Source organism: Streptomyces sp. NPDC041968, assembly GCF_055589025.1.
On record NZ_JBVJCB010000022.1, the window covers coordinates 1 to 18,314 of the forward strand.

An 18,314-nucleotide genomic window follows, 5' to 3' on the forward strand; every position below is an offset into this window, starting at 1 on the left:
CGGCGGGGTCGTCCGGAGCGGGAGGTGTTCGAGGCGGCGGTGGCGACGGTCTTCACCCGCGACGCCGACCTGGACGTGAACGCCCTGCACACGGGTCCCACAGGCCGGCACATCGACCTCCCCACCTACCCCTTCCAACGAGACCGCTACTGGCTGGCCGCCCCGCCCCGGACCAGGACAAGGACCGACGGGGTGTCGGCGGCGGGCCTGCGCGAGGCGGGCCACCCCCTGCTCGCCGCCGCCGTGGAGCTGCCCGGCACCGACACCGAGGTGTGGAGCGGCCGCATATCCACCGCCGATCTCCCCTGGCTCGCCGACCACTTGGTGTGGGACCGAGGCGTCGTACCGGGGGCCGCGTTACTGGAGATGGTGCTCCAGGTGGGAAGCCGGATCGGTCTGCCGCGCGTCGCCGAACTGATCCTGGAGACGCCGCTGACCTGGGCCTCGGACCGCCCGCTCCAGGTCCGGATCGTCGTGGCCGCCGCCACCTCGGCCCCAGGCGGCGCGCGTGAGGTGACCCTCCACTCGCGGCCCGAACCCACGGCCGCCTCCTCGGCCTCCTCGCGTCCCACCCCTCCCCGGCACCCGGCGGCGGGGGAGCGGGACGACGACTGGACCCGACACGCCTCAGGGCTGCTGGCCCCTGCCGCCGACCTCACCGGCGACCCCGAGCCCGACCACCGCCCCGACCCCGATCGCCCGCCCCGGACCGGTCGAACCGGTGTCGACGGCACCGCCCGGCTCACCGGCGCGTGGCCCCCGGTCGGTGCCGAGCCGCTCGACCTCGCCGGGCAGTACCCGCTCTTCGCGGCCGCCGGAGTGCGCTACGAGGGAGCCTTCCGTGGGCTGCGTGCGGCATGGCGTCGCGGTGACGAGGTCTTCGCCGACGTACGGCTGCCCGACGCGCACGCGGTCGACGCCGCCCGCTACGGCGTGCACCCCGCCCTGCTCGACGCGGTGCTGCATCCGATCGCGGTGCTGGACCCGTCGGGTGACGGTGGGCACGGTCTGCTGCCGTTCTCCTGGAGCGACGTGCAGTGGCACGGGGCCGGCGGACACGCGCTCCGGGTCCGGGTGGCGAGCGTCGGTGGCGGTGCTGTGTCGGTCACCGCGGCCGATCAGGAGGGCAACCCGGTGTTCTCCGCCCGCTCCCTGGCACTGCGCCGCATCACCGCGGACCGGCTGCCCGCCGTGCCCGTCGCCCCTCTCTACCGCTTGGACTGGCGGCCGTTCCCGGGTCCGGCGCCCGTCACAGTGGCCGGGCGCTGGGCGGTCGTCGGACCCGAGGCCGAGGCCACGGCGGCCGGGCTGCGCGCCGTGGGACTGGACGCCCGTACCCATGTGCTCCCTCTGGGAGAGCCGCTGCCGCCGCAGGCCGGTGCCGGCGCGGAGGTGATCATCCTCGACCTGACCACCACCGCCGCGGCCGGCCGTACGGCGTCCGGCGGCGGGCGGCTCGGCCACCTCGACGAGGTGCGGGCGACGGTGCGCCGGGCCCTCGACGCCGTCCAGGCCCGCCTCGACACCACTGGAACCGACACGACCACCGCCACCGGAACCGCCGCGCCCACCGCCACCGGAACCGACACGGCCACCGCCACCGACGCCAATGCGGCCGCCCCCCGGCTGGTCGTCCTGACCCGGGGCGCGGCCGGCCCCGAGGGAGGCGCGGCGGACCTCGCGGGGGCCGCCGTCTGGGGGCTCGTCCGGGTCGCCCAGACCGAACAGCCCGGCCGCTTCACCTTGGTGGACATCGACGGCACCCAGGCGTCGCTGCGGGCCCTGCCGGGTCTGCTGGCCACGGAGGCCGGTCAGTTGGCCGTGCGCGACGGACGTGCCACCGTCCCGCGCATCACCCCGGTCGCCGACCCCGCGCCCCGCACCGGCGGCGGCACGGCGACCGACGGGCCCGGTGGCGGCGGGCCGTCGGTGACCCTGGACCCCGAAGGCACCGTGCTGATCACCGGTGGCACCGGAGCACTGGCCGCGGAGACCGCCCGGCACCTCGTGGAACGGCACAAGGTGCGCCACCTCCTGCTGGTCGGCAGGCGCGGTCCCGACGCACCCGGCGTCGACGGGCTCGTCGCCGAACTGACCGGCTCGGGCGCCGAGGTCGCCGTACGGGCCTGTGACGTCACCGACCGCGACGCCCTGCGCCGCCTGCTCGGCGAACTCCCCGACGCACACCCGCTGACCTGCGTGGTGCACACCGCCGGGGTGCTCGACGACGGTGTGCTCTCCGCCCAGACGGCCGAGCGGATCGACGCGGTGCTGCGGCCCAAGGTCGACGCCGCCGTCCACCTGGACGAGCTGACCCGGGAGTCCGGCCGGGTTCCCCTGGTGCTCTACTCCTCGGTCTCCGCGACTCTGGGCAGCGCGGGACAGGCCGGCTACGCGGCCGCCAACGCCTTCCTGGACGCGCTGGCCGCCCGGCGGTGCGCCGACGGGCACCCCGCGCTGTCGCTCGGCTGGGGCTGGTGGTCCGGGGTGGGCCTCGCCACCGGGCTGGAGGGAGCGGACGCGGCGCGGGTCAGGCGCTCCGGAGTCGCCCCGCTCGACGCCGGCACCGCGCTGGAACTGCTCGACCGGGCGCTGACCCGGCCCGAGCCGGCACTGCTGCCCGTGCGGCTGGACCCGCGCGCCGCGGCCCGTGCCACCGTCCTCCCGGAGGTACTGCGCGACCTGGCCGGGGTACCGACGGACGCGCACAGCATGCCCGGAAACGTGGCGGGCGCCGGGGTGGCGGGCACCGGGGACGAGGACGGTGCCGTACGCCGGGCCCCCGCTCCGGCCGACGCCGCCGGGGCGCTGGCCGCCCGGCTCGCGGGACGTTCCGAGCCCGAGCGTACGGCCCTCCTGCTCGACCTGGTACGGGCCGAGGTCGCGGCGGTGCTGGGACACGGCGACCCCGCCGCGGTCGGCGCCGCCCGCAGCTTCAAGGACGCCGGATTCGACTCCCTCACCGCCGTCGACCTCCGCAACCGGTTGAACGCCCGTACCGGGCTGCGGCTGCCCGCGACCCTCGTCTTCGACCACCCCACACCGCTTGCCCTCGCCGAACTCCTGCTCGGCGGGCTGGCGGTGGCCGGCCCGGCGGAACCGGCCGGTCAGATCCCGGACGGGCCGGGCGGTGCCGAGACCCTGTCCGGCGTGATCGACCGGCTGGAGCGGAGCCTCGCCGCGACCGACGACGGCGAGGCCCGGGCCGACGCGGCACGGCGACTGCGCGGCCTGCTGGCCGCACTCCCCGCCGGTTCCGGCGCGGGGGCCGGTCCGGTTGCCGAGGAAGGTGTCCCCGGTCGCGGCGACGTGGTGATCGACCGGCTCCGGTCGGCCTCCGACGACGACTTGTTCGACCTGCTCGACAGCGACTTCCAGTGAGCCGGACCGCGCCGCGCGCCGACCGCTGAACCGCTCTTCACCCAGACCCACGAGATGACGCCTGAGGAGAACCGTGTCTGCGACGAACGAGGAGAAGTTGCGGGAGTACCTGCGGCGCGCGATGGCCGACCTGCACAGCGCACGGGAGCGGTTGCGCGAGGTCGAGTCGGCGAGCCGTGAGCCGATCGCGATCGTCGGGATGGGCTGCCGTTACCCGGGTGGTGTGGCGTCGCCGGAGGAGCTGTGGGACCTGGTGGCGTCCGGTACGGACGCGATCTCCCCGTTCCCCGTCGACCGCGGCTGGGACGCCGAGGGGCTGTACGACCCGGAGCCGGGGGTGCCGGGCAGGAGTTATGTGCGGGAGGGCGGGTTCCTGCATTCCGCGGCGGAGTTCGACGCGGAGTTCTTCGGCATCTCGCCGCGGGAGGCGGCGGCGATGGATCCGCAGCAGCGGTTGCTGCTGGAGACGTCGTGGGAGGCGCTGGAGCGGGCCGGGATCGTCCCCGCGTCGCTGCGCGGGAGCCGTACCGGCGTCTTCACCGGTGTCATGTACCACGACTACGGCAGCCACCAGGTCGGCACCGCCGCCGACCCCAGTGGACAGCTCGGTCTCGGCACCGCGGGCAGCGTCGCGTCGGGGCGGGTGGCGTACACCCTCGGCCTGGAGGGCCCGGCCGTGACCATGGACACGGCCTGCTCGTCCTCGCTGGTCGCCTTGCATCTGGCGGTGCAGTCGTTGCGGCGGGGTGAGTGTGATCTGGCGTTGGCCGGTGGGGTGACGGTGATGGCGACGCCGACGGTGTTCGTGGAGTTCTCGCGGCAGCGGGGGCTGGCGGCGGACGGGCGGTGCAAGGCGTTCGCGGAGGGGGCGGACGGTACCGCCTGGGCCGAGGGCGCCGGTGTGCTGCTGGTGGAGCGGCTCTCGGATGCCCGCCGCCGCGGTCATCGGGTGCTGGCGGTGGTGCGGGGCAGCGCCGTCAACCAGGACGGCGCGAGCAACGGCCTCACCGCGCCCAGCGGGCCCGCCCAGCAGCGGGTGATCCGCGACGCGCTGGCCGACGCGGGGCTGACGCCGGGTGATGTGGACGTGGTGGAGGCGCACGGCACCGGCACCCCGCTCGGCGACCCGATCGAGGCGGGCGCGCTCATGGCCACCTACGGCAGTGAACGCGTGGGCGACCCGCTGTGGTTGGGGTCGTTGAAGTCGAACATCGGGCACACGCAGGCCGCCGCGGGAGCCGCCGGCGTCATCAAGATGGTGCAGGCGTTACGTCAGTCGGAGCTGCCCCGCACCCTGCACGTCGACGCGCCCTCGGCCAAGGTCGACTGGGACGCGAGCGCCGTGGAACTGCTCACCGGCGCCCGGCCCTGGCCCCGGCGCGCGCACCGGCCCCGGCGGGCCGCGATCTCCGCCTTCGGCGTCAGCGGCACCAACGCCCACGTCATCATCGAGGAACCGCCCACGCCCGGCGACGCGTCTCCCGCCGGCGTCCCCCCTGCGCCGGGCGAGGCCGCCGCCCCCCGCTCCACCGCGGCCGGTCCGGCGCCCGCTTCCACCGGGGCCGGTCCGCTGTCTCCTGCCAAGTCGCCCTCCACCGTGGCCGGTCCGGCGCCCTCCTCCGCCCTGGCCGGTCCGCTGTCCCCCTCGGCCGCGGCCGTGGTCTGGCCCCTGTCCGCCGAGACCGCCCCCGCCCTGCGCGCCCAGGCCGCCCGCCTGCGCGCGCACCTCGAACGGCACCCCGGCACCTCGCCGACCGACATCGGCCATGCCCTGGCCGCCGAACGCGCCGCCCTCACCCGGCGCGTCGTGCTGCTCGGCGACGCCGGAGCCCCGGTCGCCGCCCTCGCCGCCCTCGCCGCGGGCGAGACCACCCCGCACGCCGTGCACGGCACCGCGGCGGACATCCGCCGGGTCGCGTTCGTGTTCCCCGGCCAGGGCTCCCAGTGGGCCGGGATGGGCGCCGAACTGCTGGACACGGCCCCTGCCTTCGCCGCCGAAGTGGACCGCTGCCGGCGCGCGCTCGCCCCGTACGTGGACTGGAACCTGGCCGACGTACTGCGCGGGGCGCCCGGCGCGCCCGGCCTCGACCGCGTCGACGTCGTCCAGCCGGCCACCTTCGCCGTCATGACGGGACTCGCCGCGCTGTGGCGCTCCCTCGGCGTCGAACCCGCCGCCGTCATCGGCCACTCCCAGGGCGAGATCGCCGCGGCCTGCGTGGCCGGCGCGCTCTCCCGGGAGGACGCCGCCCGGATCGTGGCCCTGCGCTCCCAGGTCATCGCCCGCGAACTGGCCGGTCGGGGCGGCATGGCCTCGGTGGCGCTGCCCGCCGCCGAGGTCGAGGCCCGCCTGGCCGGCGGCGTCGAGATCGCCGCCGTCAACGGCCCCGGCTCGACCGTCGTCTGCGGGGAGCCCGGCGCCCTGGAGGCGTTGCTGGTCACCCTGGAGAGCGAGGGCACCCGGGTCCGCCGCATCGACGTCGACTACGCCTCCCACTCCCCCTACGTCGAGAGCATCAGAGCCGAACTCGCCACCGTCCTCGGACCCGTCCGGCCGCGCCGGGGCGACGTGCCGTTCTACTCCACCGTCGAGGCGGGGCCGGTCGACACCACCGCCCTGGACGCCGACTACTGGTACCGCAACCTGCGGCTCCCCGTGCGCTTCGAACCGACCGTACGCGCCATGCTCGCCGACGGCGTCGACGCCTTCGTGGAATGCTCCGCGCACCCCGTCCTCACCGTCGGCGTGCGCCAGACCGTGGAGAGCGCCGGCACCGCCGTCCCGGCCCTCGGTTCGCTGCGCCGCGACGAGGGCGGGCCGCGGCGCTTCCTCACCTCCGCGGCCGAGGCCCAGGTCGTCGGCGTCCCCGTGGACTGGGCGAGGCTCCACCCCGAGGCCGGCCGGGTGGACCTGCCGACCTACGCCTTCCAGCGCGAACGCCACTGGGTCGGCCCCGCCCGACCCGACCGGGCGACGACCGCCGCGACCGGGGACGACGCCCCGGAGCCCGGGGACCGGCTCGGCTACCACGTCGCGTGGAAGGGGCTGCGCTCCGCCACCGGCGGCTGGCGCCCCGGCCTGCGCCTGCTGATAGTGCCCACCGGCGAGCGGCACGCCGCTCTCGCGGACGCCCTGGAACAGGCCGTCGCCTCCTTCGGCGGAACGGTCCGCCGCGTCGTCCTCGACCCGGCCCGCACCGGACGCGCCGAGCTGATCGGCCTGCTCGAAGCGGAGATCAACGGCGACACCGCCGTCACCGGCGTCGTCTCGCTGCTCGGCCTGTGCACCGACGGCGGGCCGGACCACCCCGCCGTGCCCGTCGCCGTCTCCGCCACCCTCGCCCTGGTCCAGGCCCTGGCCGACCTCGGCAGCACCGCACCGCTGTGGACCGTCACCTGCGGCGCGGTCGCCACCGCTCCCGACGAACTGCCGTGCACCGCCGGCGCCCAGCTGTGGGGCCTGGGGCGGGTGGCCGCACTGGAGCTGCCCGAGGTGTGGGGCGGCCTCATCGACCTCCCCGCGCGGCCCGACGCCCGGGTCCTGGACCGTCTCGCCGGAGTCCTCACCGAACCCGGCGGCGAGGACCAGATCGCCGTCCGCATGGCGGGCGTCTTCGGCCGCCGGGTCCTGCCGAACCCGGCCGACCCCCGGCCCCCGGTCTGGCGGGCCCGGGGCACCGTCCTCATCGCCGGCGACCTCACGACGGTGTCCGGCCGGCTGGTCCGGTCCCTCCTCGAGGACGGGGCCGAGCGCGTGGTGCTGGCCGGGCCCGACGCCCCCGCCCAGGCCGCCGCCGCCGGACTCACCGGAGCCTCCCTCGTCCCCGTGCACTGCGACGTCACCGACCGCGCGGAACTGGCCGCCCTGCTCGGCGAGCACGCGCCCTCCGTCGTCGTGCACGCCCCGCCGCTCGTGCCCCTGGCCCCGCTGCGGGACACGGCGCCCGGGGACCTCGCCGCCGCCCTCGCCGCCAAGACCACGGCCGCCGGCCACCTGGTCGACCTGGCGCCGGCCGCGGGACTCGACGCGCTGGTGCTGTTCTCCTCGGTCTCCGGCGTGTGGGGCGGCGCGGCCCAGGGCGGCTACGCGGCCGCCAGCGCGCACCTCGACGCGCTGGCCGAGCGCGCCCGCGCCGCCGGAGTGCCCGCGTTCTCCGTGGCCTGGAGCCCCTGGGCCGGAGGCACGCCCGCCGCCGGTGCCGAGGCGGAGTTCCTCAGCCGGCGCGGCCTGGCCCCCCTCGAACCCGACGAGGCGGTGCGGACCCTGCACCGCATGCTGGAGCGCGGCAGCGCCTGCGGGGCGGTCGCCGACGTCGACTGGAGCCGGTTCGCCGCCTCCTACACCTGGGTGCGGCCCGCCGTGCTCTTCGACGACATCCCGGACGTCCAGCGGCTGCGCGCGGCGGAACTCGCCCCGGGCGCCGGCGACGCGACCACCTCCGAACTCGTCCGCGAACTGACCGCGCAGTCCGGCCACAAGCGGCACGCCACCCTGCTGCGGCTGGTGCGCGCACACGCCGCCGCCGTCCTCGGGCAGTCCTCCGGCGACGCGGTGAGCAGCGCCCGCGCCTTCCGCGACCTCGGCTTCGACTCGCTGACCGCCCTCGAACTGCGCGACCGGCTCAGCGCCGCCACCGGGCTCAAGCTGCCCACCTCCCTGGTCTTCGACCACTCCAACCCGGCCGCGCTCGCCCGACACCTCGGCGAGGAACTCCTCGGCCGGAACGACACCGCCGACCGGGCCGGCCCCGAGACCCCGGCCCGGACGGACGAACCCATCGCCATCATCGGCATGGCCTGCCGGCTGCCCGGCGGGGTGCAGTCCCCCGAGGACCTGTGGGACCTGCTGGCCGGTGGGGCCGACGCCATCACCCCCTTCCCCACCAACCGGGGATGGGACAACGACACCCTCTACGACCCCGACCCCGACTCGCCCGGACACCACACCTACGTGCGCGAGGGCGGGTTCCTGCACGACGCGGCCGAGTTCGACCCCGGCTTCTTCGGCATCAGCCCCCGCGAGGCCCTGGCCATGGACCCGCAGCAGCGGCTGATCCTGGAAACGTCCTGGGAGTCCTTCGAACGGGCCGGCATCGACCCGGTCGACCTGCGCGGCAGCCGCACCGGGGTCTTCGTCGGAACCAACGGACAGCACTACGTGCCGCTCCTCCAGGACGGCGACGAGAACTTCGACGGCTACATCGCCACCGGCAACTCGGCCAGCGTGATGTCCGGCCGGCTCTCCTACGTCTTCGGCCTGGAGGGCCCCGCCGTCACCGTAGACACCGCCTGCTCGGCCTCCCTGGCCGCCCTGCACCTGGCGGTGCAGTCACTGCGCCGGGGCGAGTGCGACTACGCCCTCGCCGGCGGCGCCACCGTGATGTCCACCCCCGAGATGCTGGTGGAGTTCGCCCGTCAGCGGGCGGTGTCGCCGGACGGCCGCAGCAAGGCGTTCGCGGAGGAGGCCGACGGCGTCGGACTCGCCGAGGGCGCCGGGATGCTGCTGGTGGAGCGGTTGTCGGACGCGCGCCGCGACGGGCACCCGGTGCTGGCGGTGGTGCGGGGCAGCGCCGTCAACCAGGACGGGGCGAGCAACGGGCTGACCGCGCCCAGTGGTCCGGCCCAGCAGCGGGTGATCCGTGAGGCGCTGGCCGACGCGGGGCTGTCGCCCGCGGACGTGGACGCGGTCGAGGCGCACGGCACCGGCACCCCGCTGGGCGACCCGATCGAGGCCGGCGCGCTGCTCGCCACGTACGGCCGGGACCGGCGCGACGGGCCGCTCTGGCTGGGCTCGTTGAAGTCGAACATCGGGCACACCCAGGCCGCCGCCGGGGTGGCCGGGGTGATCAAGATGGTGCTGGCCCTGCGCCACGGCGAGCTGCCCCGCACCCTGCACGCCACGACCGCGTCGTCCAGGATCGACTGGGACGCGGGCGCCGTGGAACTGCTGGACCAGGCCAGGCCCTGGCCCCGGCGGGCGGAGGGACCGCGCCGGGCCGGGATCTCCTCGTTCGGCATCAGCGGCACCAACGCCCACCTCGTCATCGAGGAGCCGCCGGAGCCCACCGCGCCCGACCTGCTCGCGCCCGAACCGGCCGCCGAAGGCGACGTCTGGTCCGAGGAGTGGTGGCACGAGGTGACCGTGCCGCTGATGATGTCCGCGCACAACGACGCGGCCCTGCGCGACCAGGCGCGCCGCTTGCGCGCCGACCTGCTCGCCCACCCCGAGCTGCACCCGGCCGACGTCGGCTACACCCTCCTCACCACCCGCACCCGGTTCGAACAGCGGGCCGCCGTGGTCGGCGAGAACTTCACGGAGCTGATCACGGCCCTCGACGACCTCGTCGAAGGCCGGCCGCACCCGCTCGTCCTGCGCGGCAGCGCCGGCACCTCCGACCAGGTCGTGTTCGTCTTCCCCGGCCAGGGCTCGCAGTGGCCCGAGATGGCCGACGGGCTGCTGGCCCGCTCCAGCGGCTCCGGCGCGTTCCTCGCGACCGCCCGCGCCTGCGACCTCGCACTCCGGCCCCACCTCGGCTGGTCCGTACTGGACGTACTGTGCCGGGAACCCGGCGCACCCTCACTCGACCGGGTCGACGTGGTGCAGCCCGTGCTGTTCACCATGATGGTCTCGCTCGCCGAGACATGGCGTTCGCTGGGCGTCGAACCGGCCGCGGTCGTAGGCCACTCCCAGGGGGAGATCGCCGCCGCCTACGTCGCCGGCGCCCTGACGCTGGACGACGCGGCCCGCATCGTCGCCCTGCGCAGCCAGGCATGGCTGCGGCTGGCCGGCAAGGGCGGCATGATCGCGGTGACCCTCGCCGAAGGCGACCTGCGTCCCCGCCTGGCACCCTGGAGCGACCGGCTCGCCGTCGCCGCCGTCAACGGCCCCGAGACCTGCGCCGTCTCCGGGGACCCGGTGGCCCTGGCGGAGCTGGCCGCCGAACTCGGCGCGGAGGGGGTGCACGCCCGACCCATCCCCGGCGTCGACACCGCCGGGCACTCGCCCCAGGTCGACACGTTGGAGGCCCACCTGCGGCAGGTGCTCGCCCCCGTCGCGCCCCGCACCTCCGCCATCCCGTTCTACTCGACGGTCACCGGCGCACGGATCGACACCGCCGAGCTGGACGCCGACTACTGGTACCGCAACATGCGCGAGCCGGTGGAGTTCGAGAAGGCCACCCGCGCCCTGATCGCCGACGGCCACGACGTGTTCCTGGAGTCGAGCCCGCACCCCATGCTGGCCGTCTCCCTCCAGGAGACGATCAGCGACGCCGGAGCCTCGGCGGCCGTCCTCGGCACCCTGCGGCGCGGCCAGGGCGGCCCCCGCTGGCTGGGCGTCGCCCTCTGCCGCGCCTACACCCACGGCCTGGAGATCGACGCCGAGGCCATCTTCGGCCCGGACTCGCGCCAGGTGGACCTGCCCACGTACCCCTTCCAGCGGGAGCGCTACTGGTACAGCCCCGGCCACCGCGGCGACGACCCCGCCTCCCTCGGTCTGGACGCCGCCGACCACCCGCTGCTCGGCAGCGGCGTCGAACTCCCGGAGCCCGGTGCCCGGATGTACACCGCGCGCCTGGGCGCCGACACCACCCCGTGGCTCGCCGACCACGCGCTGATGGGCTCGCCGCTGCTGCCGGGCGCCGCCTTCGCCGACCTGGCGCTCTGGGCCGGCCGCCAGGCGGGCACCGGCCGCGTGGAGGAACTCACCCTGGCCGCGCCCCTGGCGCTGCCGCCGTCCGGAGGGGTCCGGCTGCGGCTGACCGTCGACGCCCCGGGCCCCGACGACGCCCGCCGCTTCGCCGTGCACGCCCGCGCCGAGGGCGCCGGCGACTGGACCCTGCACGCCGAGGGGCTGCTCACCGCGGAGGACCCGGCCGATGCGCCGGACGCCTCGGCGACCACCCCGCCCCCCGGCGCCGAACAGCTGGACATCGGCGACTTCTACGAACGCTTCGCCGAACTCGGCTACGGCTACGGCCCGTTCTTCCGCGGACTGGTGAGCGCCCACCGCTCGGGCCCCGACCTCCACGCGGAGGTCGCGCTGCCCGTCCAGGCCCAGGGCGACGCGGCACGGTTCGGCATCCACCCCGCGCTGCTGGACGCGGCGCTGCAGACGATGCGCCTCGTGGGCTTCTTCCCCGAGGACGGCCGCATCCGCATGCCGTTCGCCCTGCGTGGCATCCGGCTGCACCGCGCCGGAGCCGACCGGCTGCACGTGCGCATCTCGCCCGAGTCCGAGGACGCCGTCCGCATCCGGTGCGCCGACGGCGAGGGACGGCCGGTCGCCGAGATCGAGTCCTTCGTCATGCGGCCGGTCGACCCCGGACAGCTCCTGGGCGGGCGCCCGGTCGGCGCCGACGCCCTCTTCCGCGTCGCCTGGCGCGAACTCACCGCCGGCCCGGACACCCGCACCGGCGGGAGCGCCGCCACCCCGGCACGCTGGGTGCTGGCGGGAGTCGACCCGCTGGGCCTGGCCGAGGCGGCCGACGCCCACCTGCCCGACGGACTCGGCCCGGACGGCCGGCTGCCGTCCGAGGAGGGGCGACCGGCACCGGACGCCGTCGTGTTCGCGGTGCGGGCCGAGACCGGCGACGTCGCCGCCGACGCCCACACCGTGGCCTGCCGGGTACTGGACCTCGTACAGCGCCGGCTCGCGGCCCCCGAGGGCGCGGACGGCGCCCGCCTGGTCGTGGCCACCCGCGGCGCCGTCGCCGTACGCGACGACGCCGAGGTGGACGACCCGGCGGCGGCCGCCGCGTGGGGCCTGCTGCGCTCCGCGCAGGCCGAGGAGCCCGGCCGGTTCCTGCTCGTGGACCTGGACGACGACCCGGCGTCCGCCCGGGCCCTGGCCCTCGCCCTCGGCTCCGGCGAACCGCAGACCGCGGTGCGGTCCGGGACGGTGTACGTGCCCCGGCTGCAGCGGGCCGCCGACCGCGCGGACGGGCCGCTCACCCCGCCCGACCACGGCGCCTGGCGGCTGCGCAGGGGCACCGACCTCACCCTCGACGGCCTCGCCCCGGTACCCGCCCCGGACGCCGAGGCCCCGCTGGAGCCCGGCCAGGTGCGCGTCGCCGTACGCGCCGCGGGCGTGAACTTCCGCGACGCCCTCATCGCCCTCGGCATGTACCCGGGCGAGGCGGACATGGGAACGGAGGGCGCCGGCACCGTCGTCGAGGTCGGCCCCGGTGTCACCGGTGTCGCCCCCGGCGACCGGGTGCTCGGCCTGTGGGACGGCGGCCTGGGCCCGCTGTGCGTGGCCGACCACCGGCTCCTCGCCCCCGTCCCGGACGGCTGGTCCCACGCCCAGGCCGCCTCGGTCCCCGCGGTGTTCCTCAGCGCCTACTACGGCCTGGTCACCCTGGCCGGCCTCCGGCCGGGGGAGCGGGTGCTCGTGCACGCCGCCGCCGGAGGCGTCGGGATGGCGGCGGTGCAGATCGCCCGCCACCTCGGCGCGGAGGTACTGGCCACCGCGAGCCCCGGCAAGTGGGACGTCCTGCGCGCCATGGGCATCGCCGACGACCACCTCGCCTCCTCCCGCACCCTCGACTTCGCGACCGCTTTCACCGGTCCGGACGGCACCTCCCGCGCGGACGTCGTCCTGAACTCGCTCACCCGGGAGTTCGTGGACGCCTCCCTCGGACTGCTCCGCCCGGGCGGCCGGTTCCTGGAGCTGGGCAAGACCGACGTCCGGGACCCCGAGCGGATCGCCGCCGAACACCCAGGGGTCCGCTACCGGGCGTTCGACCTCAACGAGGCCGGACCCGACGCACTCGGCCGGCTGCTGCGGGAGCTGATGGACCTGTTCGCCGCCGGTGTGCTGCACCCGCTGCCCGTCGTCACCCACGACGTGCGCCGGGCCGCGGACGCCCTGCGCACCATCAGCCAGGCCCGGCACACCGGAAAGCTCGTCCTGACCATGCCGCCCGCCTGGCACCCGTACGGCACGGTCCTGGTCACCGGTGGCACCGGCGCCCTCGGCAGCGCCATCGCCCGCCACCTGGCGAGCCGGCACGGCGTCCGCCGGCTGCTGATCGCCACCCGCCGGGGACCCGACGGCGAGGGCGCCGCGGAACTGGTCGCCGACCTCACCGCCCTGGGCGCCTCCGCCACCGTCGTCGCCTGCGACGTCTCCGACCCGGACGCCGTACGTCGCCTGCTCGCCGGCATCCCGGCCGCGCACCCGCTCACGGCGGTGGTGCACAGCACCGGCGTCCTCGACGACGGCGTGCTGCCCGGGCTCACCCCCGAGCGGATGCGGCGCGTGCTGCGGCCCAAGGTGGAGGCCGCCGTCCACCTGGACGCACTCACCCGCGACCTCGACCTGTCGGCCTTCGTCCTCTTCTCCTCCAGCGCCGGCCTGCTGGGCAGCCCGGCCCAGGGCAACTACGCGGCGGCCAACGCCACCCTCGACGCCCTCGCCACCCGGCGGCGGTCCCTCGGCCTGCCGGCGGTGTCGCTGGCGTGGGGGCTGTGGTCCGACACCAGCCGGATGGCACACGCGCTGGACCAGGAGAGCCTCCAGCGGCGCTTCGCCCGCAGCGGCTTCCCGCCCCTGTCCGCCACGCTCGGCGCCGCACTGTTCGACGCCGCCCTGCGCGTCGACGAGGCCGTGCAGGTCCCCATGCGCTTCGACCCGGCCGCGCTGCGCGCCACCGGAAGCGTCCCCGCCCTGCTGTCGGACCTCGTCGGGTCCGCCCCCGCGACGGGTTCCGCGACCCCCGCCGCCGGCCCCCATCCGGTGCCGGACGCCGGGTCCACCGGCGAGCCGCTGGCCGAGCGGCTGGCCGGGCTCTCCGCCGAGGAACGCCACGACCGGCTGCTCGGCCTGGTCAGCGAACACGTGGCCGCGGTCCTCGGTCACGGCTCCGCCGCGGAGGTCCGTCCCGACCGGCCGTTCCGCGAGGTCGGCTTCGACTCGCTGACCGCCGTGGAACTGCGCAACCGGATGGCGGCGGTCACCGGGACCAGGCTCCCCGCCACCCTGGTCTTCGACCACCCCACCCCGGCCGCGCTGTCCGCGCACCTCGACGGCCTGCTGGCCCCCGCGCGGCCGGACAACACCGCCCCGCTGCTGTCCGAACTCGACCGCATCGAGGAGGCGCTGGCCGCCCTCACCCCCGAGCACCTCGCCCGGCTCGCGCCCGCCCCCGACGACCGGGCCGAGGTCGCCCTGCGCCTGGACGCCCTGGCCGACCGCTGGCGTGCCCTGCACGACGGCGCGGCCGGTGCCGACGACATCACCGACGTGCTGAGCGGCGCCGACGACGACGAGATCTTCGCGTTCATCGACGAGCGGTACGGCACCTCGTGACCGCCGGCCCGGAGCAGCCCCGCCGCCCGTCCCCGAAAGGAAGCAGCACCATGGCGAACGAAGAGAAGCTGCGCGCCTACCTCAAGCGCGTGACGGGTGAGCTGCACCGGGCCACCGAGCAGCTGCGCGCCCTGGACCGGCGGGCCCACGAGCCGATCGCGATCATAGGGGCGGCCTGCCGGCTCCCCGGCGGCGTCCAGAGCCCGGACGACCTGTGGGAGTTGCTGCTCTCCGGCGCCGACGCGGTCGGTCCGGCCCCCGCCGACCGCGGCTGGGACGTGGAGGGCAGGTACTCGCCCGACCCCGACACGCCCGGCACCTCGTACTGCCGCGAGGGGGGCTTCGTACAGGGGGCCGACCGGTTCGACCCCGCCCTGTTCGGTATCTCCCCCCACGAGGCGCTCACCATGGACCCCCAGCAGCGGCTGCTGCTGGAGACCTCCTGGGAGGCGCTGGAGCGAGCCGGTCTCGACCCGCGGTCCCTGGCGGGCAGCCGGACCGCGGTGTTCGCCGGGGCGTGGGAGAGCGGCTACCAGAAGGGCGCCGAAGGACTCGACGCCGACCTGGAGGCCCAGCTCCTGGCCGGCATCGTCAGTTTCACCGCGGGCCGCGTGGCCTACGCCCTGGGTCTTCAGGGCCCGGCGCTGACGATCGACACGGCCTGCTCCTCGTCGCTGGTGGCCCTGCACCTGGCGGTGCAGTCACTGCGCCGGGGCGAGTGCGACCTCGCCCTGGCGGGCGGCGCCACGGTGATCGCCGACTTCGCCCTCTTCACCCAGTTCTCCCGGCAGCGCGGGCTCGCCCCCGACGGTCGCTGCAAGGCCTTCGGCGAGGCGGCCGACGGGTTCGGCCCCGCCGAGGGCGCCGGGATGCTGCTGGTGGAGCGGTTGTCGGACGCGCGCCGCGACGGGCACCCGGTGCTGGCGGTGGTGCGGGGCAGCGCCGTCAACCAGGACGGGGCGAGCAACGGGCTGACCGCGCCCAGTGGTCCGGCCCAGCAGCGGGTGATCCGTGAGGCGCTGGCCGACGCGGGGCTGTCGCCCGCGGACGTGGACGCGGTCGAGGCGCACGGCACCGGCACCCCGCTGGGCGACCCGATCGAGGCCGGCGCGCTCATGGCCACGTACGGGCACGGACGGACGGGCGACCCGCTCTGGCTGGGCTCGTTGAAGTCGAACATCGGGCACACCCAGGCCGCCGCCGGGGTGGCCGGGGTGATCAAGATGGTGCTGGCCCTGCGCCACGGCGAGCTGCCCCGGACCCTGCACGCCACGACCGCGTCGTCCAGGATCGACTGGGACGCGGGCGCCGTGGAACTGCTGGACCAGGCCAGGCCCTGGCCCCGGCGGGCGGAGGGACCGCGCCGGGCCGGGATCTCCTCGTTCGGCATCAGCGGCACCAACGCCCACCTCGTCATCGAGGAGCCGCCGGAGCCCACCGCGGAATCCGAGGAGACCACGCAGACCACCGCGGAAAACGGGGAGGCCACGCAGGCCACCGCGGAACCCGGGGCCACGCAGCCGCCCGCCCGGACCACCACCGTCCTCCCGCTGTCGGCCGCCGGTGCGGAATCCCTGCGGGAACAGGCCCGCAGGCTCGCCGCGCACCTGGCCGACCACGAGGAGATCACCGCCGCCGACGCCGCCCGCTCCACCGCCACCACCCGAGCCGCGCTCTCGCACCGTGCCTCGGTCCTCGCCGACGACCGGCAGTCACTGATCGACAGGCTGACCGCGCTGGCGGAGGACAGGAAGGACGCCGGCGTCACCGTCGGCGAGGCGGGCAGCGGCCGGCCCCCCGTCTTCGTCTTCCCGGGCCAGGGCTCCCAGTGGACGGCCATGGGCGCCGAACTCCTGGACAACGCGCCGGCCTTCCGCGCCAAGGCCGAGGAGTGCGCCCGGGCCCTCGCGGCCCACCTCGACTGGTCGGTGCTCGACGTCCTGCGCGGCACCCCCGATGCCCCGCCGATCGACCGCGCCGACGTCGTCCAGCCCACGCTGTTCACCATGATGGTCTCCCTGGCGGCACTCTGGGAGACCCACGGCGTACGGCCCGCGGCCGTGGTCGGCCACTCCCAGGGCGAGATCGCCGCCGCCCACGCGGCCGGTGCCCTCTCCCTCGACGACGCCGCCCGGGTGATCGCCGAGCGCAGCAGGCTCTGGAAGCGGCTGGCCGGAAACGGCGGCATGCTCTCCGTGATGGCGCCGCCCGACCGGGTCCGCGAACTGATCGAGCCCTGGGCGGACCGGATGTCGGTCGCCGCCGTCAACGGCCCCGCCTCGGTCACCGTGGCCGGTGACACGGGAGCGCTGGAGGAGTTCGGCGGCCGGCTCTCCGCCGCCGGGGTCCTGCGCTGGCCCCTGGCCGGCGTCGACTTCGCCGGCCACTCACCGCAGGTGGAGCAGTTCCGCGCCGAGCTTCTCGATACGCTCGGCGCCGTCCGTCCGACCGCCGCCCGGCTGCCCTTCTTCTCCACCGTGACCGCCGCGGAGCACGACGCCGAAGCCCTGGACGCCGCGTACTGGTACCGGAACATGCGTGAGCCCGTGGAGTTCGCGGCCACCCTGCGGACGCTGCTGCGCGCCGGCCACCGCACCTTCGTCGAGATGGGCCCGCACCCGCTGCTGGGCGCCGCGATCGACGAGGTCGCCGAGGCCGAGGGTGTGCACGCCACCGCGCTCGCCACCCTCCACCGCGGTTCCGGCGGCCTGGACCGGTTCCGCTCCTCGGTGGGCGCCGCGTTCGCCCACGGGGTAGGGGTCGACTGGACCGCCCTCTTCGACGGCACCGGCGCCCGCCGGGTCCCCCTGCCCACCTACGCCTTCCGCCGGGACCGGTACTGGCTGCCCACCGCCTTCGGCCGGCGCACCGCCCCGGCACCCGTCGGCGAGTCCGCCTCCTGGCGCTACCGCGTCACCTGGACCCCCCTGGCGGCCGACGCCACCGGCCTGCCGTCCGGACGCTGGCTGCTGGTGCACACCCCCGGCACCGCGCCGGAGGACGCGGACGCCGCGGCGTCGGCCCTGACCTCGGCCGGGGTGGTGGTGGAGCGCTGCCGACTGGAACCCACCGAGGCCGCACGCGCCACGCTCACCGAGCGGCTCACCGAACTGAACGCGCGCCCGGACGGCTTGGCCGGCGTGCTGGTGCTGCCCGGCCGCCCGGAGGGCACCGCGCCGGCCGACGTCCCCGCGCTCGACCCCGGCACGGCATCCGTCCTGCTCGTGGCCCAGACCGTGCCGGACGCCGCTCCCCGGGCCCGGATATGGGTGGTGACTCGGGGTGCGGTGGCGGTGGGGTCGGGTGAGGTGCCGTGTGCGGTGGGTGCGCGGGTGTGGGGGCTTGGTCGGGTGGCTGCTTTGGAGGTTCCGGTGCAGTGGGGTGGGTTGGTGGATGTGCCGGTGGGTGCGGGTGAGCGGGAGTGGGGGCGTGTGGTGGGTGTGGTTGCGGGGGGTGGTGAGGATCAGGTGGCGGTGCGTGGGGCGGGGTTGTTCGGTCGTCGTCTGGTGGGTGCGGGTGCGGGTGCGGGTGCGGGTGCGGGTGGGGGTGGGGGTGCCTCGGGTGGGGGTGTTGCGGGGGGTTGGCGTGCGCGGGGGTGTGTGTTGGTGACGGGTGGGTTGGGGGG

At 76.3% G+C, this 18,314-nt stretch carries 3 protein-coding genes; all 3 read left to right on the plus strand.

Annotated features, from left to right (window positions below; translation table 11 throughout):
* Positions 1–3,381: type I polyketide synthase (locus tag ACZ6EG_RS33730; RefSeq protein WP_469610400.1), on the plus strand; the 3,381-nt coding region annotated here is incomplete at its 5' end.
* Between the two features lie 73 nt (positions 3,382–3,454).
* Complete coding sequence (locus ACZ6EG_RS33735) at positions 3,455–14,689, plus strand: SDR family NAD(P)-dependent oxidoreductase (protein ID WP_469610403.1); 11,235 nt, start codon at positions 3,455–3,457, stop codon at positions 14,687–14,689.
* Positions 14,690–14,739: 50 nt separating this feature from the next.
* The coding region (locus tag ACZ6EG_RS33740) for a type I polyketide synthase (protein WP_469610406.1) at positions 14,740–18,314 on the plus strand (3,575 nt) is incomplete at its 3' end.